General features: G+C 36.6%; 11 protein-coding genes and 1 pseudogene. All 12 read left to right on the top strand.

All coding sequences use genetic code 11. From position 1 onward, the window contains the following. Positions 1 to 212 (top strand): annotated as a pseudogene (locus Q5076_RS09050) (hypothetical protein); the annotation flags it as partial. After that, on the top strand, positions 181 to 933 hold the full coding sequence (locus tag Q5076_RS09045; protein ID WP_368389377.1) for a hypothetical protein: 753 nt from the start codon (positions 181 to 183) through the stop codon (positions 931 to 933). The pseudogene Q5076_RS09050 and the gene Q5076_RS09045, both read left to right, overlap by 32 nt. A gap of 111 nt (positions 934 to 1,044) precedes the next feature. After that, complete coding sequence (locus tag Q5076_RS09040; RefSeq protein WP_303012610.1) at positions 1,045 to 1,608, top strand: hypothetical protein; 564 nt, start codon at positions 1,045 to 1,047, stop codon at positions 1,606 to 1,608. A 48-nt stretch (positions 1,609 to 1,656) separates the two neighbouring features. Beyond that, positions 1,657 to 2,445, top strand: a complete 789-nt coding sequence (locus Q5076_RS09035; protein ID WP_303012609.1) for a DUF3560 domain-containing protein — start codon at positions 1,657 to 1,659, stop codon at positions 2,443 to 2,445. A gap of 2 nt (positions 2,446 to 2,447) precedes the next feature. Then, entirely contained in the window at positions 2,448 to 2,912 is a 465-nt protein-coding gene (locus tag Q5076_RS09030; protein WP_303012608.1) for a hypothetical protein, read from the top strand. Positions 2,913 to 3,252: 340 nt separating this feature from the next. Continuing rightward, entirely contained in the window at positions 3,253 to 3,975 is a 723-nt protein-coding gene (locus Q5076_RS09025) for a phosphoadenosine phosphosulfate reductase family protein (protein ID WP_303012607.1), read from the top strand. 88 nt (positions 3,976 to 4,063) lie between these two features. After that, positions 4,064 to 4,318, top strand: coding sequence for a hypothetical protein (locus tag Q5076_RS09020; protein ID WP_303012606.1), 255 nt, complete (start codon positions 4,064 to 4,066; stop codon positions 4,316 to 4,318). Between the two features lie 99 nt (positions 4,319 to 4,417). Continuing rightward, the gene (locus tag Q5076_RS09015) at positions 4,418 to 4,915 is read left to right on the top strand and encodes a hypothetical protein (protein WP_303012605.1); all 498 of its coding nucleotides are present in this window, start codon (positions 4,418 to 4,420) and stop codon (positions 4,913 to 4,915) included. Between the two features lie 12 nt (positions 4,916 to 4,927). After that, the gene (locus Q5076_RS09010) at positions 4,928 to 5,140 is read left to right on the top strand and encodes a hypothetical protein (protein WP_303012604.1); all 213 of its coding nucleotides are present in this window, start codon (positions 4,928 to 4,930) and stop codon (positions 5,138 to 5,140) included. Positions 5,141 to 5,158: 18 nt separating this feature from the next. After that, positions 5,159 to 5,515 carry a hypothetical protein gene (locus Q5076_RS09005; protein ID WP_303012603.1) on the top strand — a complete coding sequence of 119 codons (357 nt, stop codon included), beginning with the start codon at positions 5,159 to 5,161 and terminating at the stop codon, positions 5,513 to 5,515. Between the two features lie 2 nt (positions 5,516 to 5,517). Beyond that, complete coding sequence (locus Q5076_RS09000; protein WP_303012602.1) at positions 5,518 to 5,844, top strand: hypothetical protein; 327 nt, start codon at positions 5,518 to 5,520, stop codon at positions 5,842 to 5,844. 21 nt (positions 5,845 to 5,865) lie between these two features. Further along, positions 5,866 to 6,318, top strand: coding sequence for a hypothetical protein (locus Q5076_RS08995; RefSeq protein ID WP_303012600.1), 453 nt, complete (start codon positions 5,866 to 5,868; stop codon positions 6,316 to 6,318). The last annotated feature ends 129 nt before the right edge of the window (positions 6,319 to 6,447 follow it).

Raw genomic sequence — 6,447 nt, 5'->3', positions numbered from 1 at the left:
ATACAGCCATTTATCCTCTTATTCCAAAGTATGATGAAAAACATGAGCTATTTATCATTACTTCAAGCAATGAAGTTGATAGTAACTGGCTCCGTGAAAGGCTGGATATGCAGCACATGAAGTCGTATAAGACTGGGAAAGTAAGTAAATCTAATGTAATTGATGTAAAAGACGTTCGCCATGCCTTGCAAGATAGTAATACCAAGTCATAAGCGCCATGACCGGGTGTTTGCTAAGAAACTGGTGAACGAACCGATCATATGTGTTGCTGAAAGTCAAGCAGACTTATATCAGCAATTTAATCCTGAATGTGAAATCGTAACTCATCCTGATGATGTAATAGGCCTCATCCCTAAACGTAATTGGATGGCGAAACATTTTGGCGAGCTCTTCATGCTCGATGATGATGTCCACGCCTGTAAAGCTATTTATGCAGATAAGGGTGAACCCTGCCGGGTGAAAGATAAGGATAGAATCACTAACATCATTCAGTCATTATTTGAGATGGCCAATATGATGGACGTTCATCTTTTCGGTTTCACTGCCCGGATATCCCCTGTGATGTATGATGAAACCGGTTTTCTTTCCTTATCAAAAATGATAACCGGTTGCAGCTATGGGGTAATCTATAACAAAAACACCTGGTGGAATGAAGAAATACGTTTGAAAGAAGATTTTTGGATTTCCTGTTACATGAAGTACAAAGAACGTAAGATTTTAACCGATTTACGGTATAATTTTGAGCAAAAGAACACTTTTGTGAATGCCGGGGGACTTGCTGCTATCAGGAATCAGGAAGAAGAACGTAAATCTATCCTTTTCATCAAGAAGAATTTCGGAGATAGCATCTTGCTAAAGAGTGCTACCACTAATGGAAAGGACAAGACAAAGCAACTTGTGCAGTATAATATATCATGCAAATTCAAATTCTAATAACCTGTGAAAAAGGCGTTTAAATGGCGTTCATTCTGTTTGCCATATTCGTCTTTTTTAGCTAAATTTACTGATGTAATCAATTAAAAGTCAAACCATTAAATTAGAATTATGATTATTAGGACAGTTTGCGGATATGATTTCTTCGAGGTGAGTTCTGCAATGCAAAAAGCAATCCGACGAGCCGATACCGGGGTAGCCGGCTTTTTTGCATTGGAGTTGTGGGCTAGTGGATATAGAGATTATGTTTGGAAGCGTTTATTCACCATTAGCGCAGAGGATTGCTTTGGCATCATAACAAAAGAGGTTGAAGCATTATGGCAAGGACATGAACTTGTAAATAAGACTGCTTCCGAACCTAAAGGTCGGATATTTGTCAGCAAAGCTGTTATCCTTCTTTGTGAATGTAGAAAGAATCGGGATGCCGACCATTTGCAAAACTTCATCTATGATAGAAGAAATATCGACATAGAGAAGTGGATTGATGATGTTAGACGTTGCCCAATTCCCATTCCTGAATACACCTTCGACGTACATACGAGAAAAGGGAAGAAGCATGGTAGAACCAAGGAAGAGTTTTTCCAAGAAGAATATAAGGCATTGCAACCTCGTGTTCCTGGTTTATTCGATGACCTTGTAGCAAAATTATCCAATGAAGAAACCACGGCTAAGTAGTTTGGTTTCTTTTTAAAATAAGTCAAACCAAAATTAAATCAGGGAATTATGAACAGAAAAGAAAAACAGGAAGCAAGAGCTGACAGGTGTAGAGAACTTGCAGAAAAAGCGAGGAGAGAATCAACAGCGGCTTATAATCAAAGCTATAAAATGATTGAACACATTCCAGCAGGACAACCTATACTTGTAGGACATTATTCAGAGGGTGCACATAGACGGTTACTAGACCGTTCTTGGAGTACTTTAGGAAAGTCGGTAAAACTTGGTGAGAAAGCTGAATACTATGAACAAAAGGCGGAAGCTGCCGAGAATAACAATTCCATCTATTTAGGAGATGATGATGCAGTAGACCGTCTACAGGAAAAAGTTGAATCTTTAGAGAAAGCTCAAAACATGATGAAAGCTGCTAATAAGATAATCCGGAGTAAAAAAATAAAGGATATCGTTAAGGTTGAACAGCTTCAGGAATTAGGATTTTCGAAGGAAAAAGTAGTTAAACTTATTGAACCTGATTGTTATGGTGGGTACGGTTTTCCCTCTTACACGCTTACCAATAATAGTGCACGTATTCGCGATGCTAAACAACGCTTGGAGCGTGCAAAGCAGTTGAAAGAAACTGCTACTAAGGAATATGTCATTAATGATGTTCGTATAGTTGAGAATTCCGAAGAGAACCGCTTACAACTGTTCTTTACAGGTATTCCAAGTGAGGAAATCCGAACCCGATTAAAACATAATGCTTTTCGCTGGTCTCGGTTTAATAGTTGTTGGCAATCGTACCTTAGCCGTTGGCAGATTGAACGTGCGAAATCAATATTGAATCCAGTATCTGAATAATCATGGGAGAGTTGTCAAGAAGAACCTCATTACAGAGGGTAATGAAGTCAACGGGCCGTGTACCTGTTCAGTGTTCATGTAGTATTTGTAAACAACAATGTCATACTCCATGCCTGGGTACTCCTGATGATATTGAACGAATTATTGATGCAGGTTACGCCGACAGATTAGCACTGACAAACTGGGCTGCTGGTATATTTTTAAAAGTCATTGATATTGCTGTTCCAATGATTCAACCTGTTTCCGGCAAAGAGTTTTGTGCTTTCTTCGAAAATGGATTGTGTATCTTACACGATAAGGATTTGAAGCCCACTGAAGGACGTTTGTCTCATCACACTGTCAGGAAGGATAACTTCAATCCAACTATGAGTATTGCCTGGAACGTTGCGAAAGAATGGCTAATGCCGGAGAATGAGGATGTACTTTCTCGCGTAGTAAATAAATTCTTGAATGCGAGGAAGCCATGAATGTGTATCAATCAATACCTCGTAGAGATTGTAGAATGTTTGCTAAATGTGGAGTAAAATCCTTATCACATTGCCGGCGGTACCGTGATAAGGATGGTGAGTGTAAAAACTGTACTCTTATTCATCGCAAACCTCGTAATCGTATTATAGATGCTTCAGGACGTGAGATGAAAAAGTGCACCCATTGTGGACATTATTTCTATCTATATAGATTCTACAACCGTGTAGTTGTGAGAGAAGGCAGAGAGTATCACCTATTGACTTCCTGGTGCCGTATGTGTATGTCACAGGTTAATAATGAGAGGACAAAGAGGAAAAAGTAACTTATCTATTTATTTGTATGAAATATTATGCTTCAGTCAGCTTTGGTAAGGACTCCTTAGCAATGCTTTTCATGCTAATAGAAAAAGGATATCGGTTGGATGAAGTCGTTTTCTATAATACTGGTATGGAGTTTCAGGCAATCTATAACACTCGTGATACTGTTTTGCCCTTTCTTAAAAAAAATGGTATTAAATATACGGAGCTGTATCCGGAGCAGCCTTTTCTTTGGACTATGTTTGAAAGACCGGTTAAGAAAAGAGGTACCGATATTATCCATAAAAAAGGATATAGTTGGTGTGGGGGAACATGCCGGTGGGGAACGAGTGAAAAACTTCGTGCGTTGAAAGATCACACAAAAGATGGAATTGATTATGTCGGTATTGCTGCCGATGAGACCCATCGCTTTGAAAAGGAAAATCGGCCTAATCGGGTTTTACCACTTCGTGATTGGGGCATTACTGAAGCAGATGCGCTTCAGTATTGTTACACAAAAGGATTTGTTTGGCATGAGGATGGAGTAAGGCTATATGAACTGCTTGATCGTGTGAGTTGCTGGTGTTGTGGAAATAAGAACTTGAAGGAGTTGAAGAATATGTATTTATACCTTCCATGGTATTGGAGAAAGCTGGAAGAGCTTCAGTTAAATACTGATAGGCCATATCGTCGTAATAGTGGAGAAACCATTTTTGATTTAGAGGAAAGATTTAAACGTGAATTGTCGAAGAAAAAAACTGATTAAAATGGCGTTAAAATGGCGAAGTTTCTGTTTGTTAAACTTGTCAATAACGATTACCTTTATAGATGTAAAGAACTAAAAGTCAATCAATATGAATAAGAATGATAAGATAGCAAAATTGGTAAAACTGGGTGTTTACAATCAATGGAAATATAATACAGAAAGAGCAAATGAGACGTTTAACATTGAGTGCTCTGATTTCTCAATGACAAATGAAGAACGGATACAAAATTTGCTAGATGTCGATTGCTGCTTTCAAAGATTTCTAGTCATTTCATTCCCTTTTAATAATACTCCTGAAGGCGTTGCTTTTTGGGAGAATATTGCAAAAAATAATCGAATTTAATCGTATCGTGAAGACAATGTAAATATCTCTATAAAACTATTGAAGAAATGGAGAAACTGGAACAAAAGATATATCCTAACCGAAGTAACTTTTTGAAGGATGAAGAAAAACGATAACCCTCAAATTAATTTAATAATGAGCAAAGAAATAGATAATGTTGTCATAATCGACAGGTTTGATTATGACGAATTGGTAGAAAAGGCAAATGCCACTGATGCAGAAATTAGGAAACAGGCTGAAAGCATTTTTATGAAAGAAAATGAAGTCCTTGTAAGGATTGAGTTTAACCAATATAGGAATGGCAGAAATTTCACTGCTCCAATCGGATTTATTAGACATAGTGATAATCATCAAATTTGGGAAGCATTAGACAAAATTGAACCTGAGATAAGGGAATGGATGAATGAAAACCTGAATATGTTTGACAAGAAATTGAGGGATAAGTATATTACCGAAAAGAATTGTATAGGGTTGAGTAAACAAGTTACCAACTTAGAAGAGAAATTGAAAAGGCTAAAGATTAAATATACCTTTCTATTTTCCTATTCGATTGTCATTTCCGTGATTGTGTTTTTCTTATTGTCTTATTTGAAGTAAAACAAATCAGAAATGAGCATTAAGAAAATTAAGAAGTACAATCCACAGTCTTTTTTGGATGATTTAAAACGAGTGCGTGAAGTGGTGGTTTACGCTGAACATACTAATGCATATTATCGGATAAATAAAAAAGATTTATTAAGAGATGCAGAAAATAATGCCATAGCATACTATGTGACAGATAAAATCTTTGTCCATGAGCGTGATGTTATGGTAATTATTTAATTAAAAAACAAAGTAATTATGAAGCAAACAATCGAAGAAGCAGCTAAAAAGTACGCTGACGGAGTATATCAGCCAGTAGATAGAGGTATTCTGCATAAAGAAATACAGAAAGATTTTATCGCAGGTGCTGAATGGCAAGCAAAGCAAGCATTGTCTCAAGAGCAGATAGATACCAAATTATCTGAGTATATTAATAGTACCAAAACTGAAGATAAACTCAAAATTGGTCAATTTAGTCTTATCACCATATCCAGCATGGCGATAGATGCTAATTCAGCAAAAACGACATTAAGCACCGAATTTACTCATAAGGGAAAACGATACAAAGCAGAGATGTTGATAACCCAAAAAGAAATAAAATCAGCACTAAATTAGATATGAACAAGAAAAATAATTATCGTTATGTAGCTTATGACGCTGCAAGCGGAGACTATGAAGAGTTTGAAACGTTGAAAGAAGCAGAATATTGGCTAAAGGACGGTGATGGAGAAGGTATCTCTGATGAAGCCTGTTACGGTCAGAACTATATCGCAGAAATTCAGTATCGTTCAGTTGTCACCAAAACAGATGAAAAATCAAACTATCATGTGCATACAGACGAATGCCTAGAAAATTGCGATGAAGAAGAATGGCCTTATGATAGTGATTGGGATTGGGTTGCAGACCATTCATATGAAAAAATTGATTGGGACAAAGAATCATAACAAATCAGAAAGGAGTAAATTATGTTAGAAAAAGAAGTTACTAAGAAAATCTATGTTGCAGATGACAACAAAGAATTCTTATCTAAAGAAGAATGTGAAAAGTATGAGACGTTTGTGAAAGAAATACTTTCAAGGATTGAGTATTTCTGTATTAGTTATCTGCCTGATTTAACGGAAACTGGTTTGTTTCAACAAAAACTCTATGTTGCTGTATATTCCAATAATCATTATCATGAAGAGATTGCCTTTAATTGGGCTATAAAGACATGTGGGTATTTGGGACATGGTGTACAAGGATATGGCTTTCAGCCTAATTTCTCATTGAGTAAATCTAATAGAATAGACTTCGATGAATGTAAACCTATAAAATGGGGTAATACAGATGTAAAAAGTGAACGGCTCTTCCTAAGCCCAATAGAAGTAGATGGATTCCCGGAAAATATTAACTATATGAGAGAATGGGGATTTAAGTAAAATCAAGAAAGGAGTTAAATATGAAAGGACATGAAGTGAAATTACTGCTTATAACTGTTTTCTTCGTTACAGCAACAACCCTTATACTCGGTACATCAAAAGAAGTGGCGTTACTTATTATTGTAGTGA

This window comes from uncultured Bacteroides sp., assembly GCF_958445495.1.
Classification (GTDB): Bacteria; Bacteroidota; Bacteroidia; order Bacteroidales; family Bacteroidaceae; genus Bacteroides.
Note: the sequence above shows the minus strand (reverse complement) of the source record. Positions and strands in the feature narration are given on the sequence as shown.

Bases quoted from the DNA above. Each gene is read 5' to 3' on its own strand.
- Q5076_RS09045 (WP_368389377.1), top strand. From the start codon at position 181: ATGCCTTGCAAGATAGTAATACCAAGTCATAAGCGCCATGACCGGGTG.
- Q5076_RS09040 (WP_303012610.1), top strand. From the start codon at position 1,045: ATGATTATTAGGACAGTTTGCGGATATGATTTCTTCGAGGTGAGTTCT.
- Q5076_RS09035 (WP_303012609.1), top strand. From the start codon at position 1,657: ATGAACAGAAAAGAAAAACAGGAAGCAAGAGCTGACAGGTGTAGAGAA.
- Q5076_RS09030 (WP_303012608.1), top strand. From the start codon at position 2,448: ATGGGAGAGTTGTCAAGAAGAACCTCATTACAGAGGGTAATGAAGTCA.
- Q5076_RS09025 (WP_303012607.1), top strand. From the start codon at position 3,253: ATGAAATATTATGCTTCAGTCAGCTTTGGTAAGGACTCCTTAGCAATG.
- Q5076_RS09020 (WP_303012606.1), top strand. From the start codon at position 4,064: ATGAATAAGAATGATAAGATAGCAAAATTGGTAAAACTGGGTGTTTAC.
- Q5076_RS09015 (WP_303012605.1), top strand. From the start codon at position 4,418: ATGAAGAAAAACGATAACCCTCAAATTAATTTAATAATGAGCAAAGAA.
- Q5076_RS09010 (WP_303012604.1), top strand. From the start codon at position 4,928: ATGAGCATTAAGAAAATTAAGAAGTACAATCCACAGTCTTTTTTGGAT.
- Q5076_RS09005 (WP_303012603.1), top strand. From the start codon at position 5,159: ATGAAGCAAACAATCGAAGAAGCAGCTAAAAAGTACGCTGACGGAGTA.
- Q5076_RS09000 (WP_303012602.1), top strand. From the start codon at position 5,518: ATGAACAAGAAAAATAATTATCGTTATGTAGCTTATGACGCTGCAAGC.
- Q5076_RS08995 (WP_303012600.1), top strand. From the start codon at position 5,866: ATGTTAGAAAAAGAAGTTACTAAGAAAATCTATGTTGCAGATGACAAC.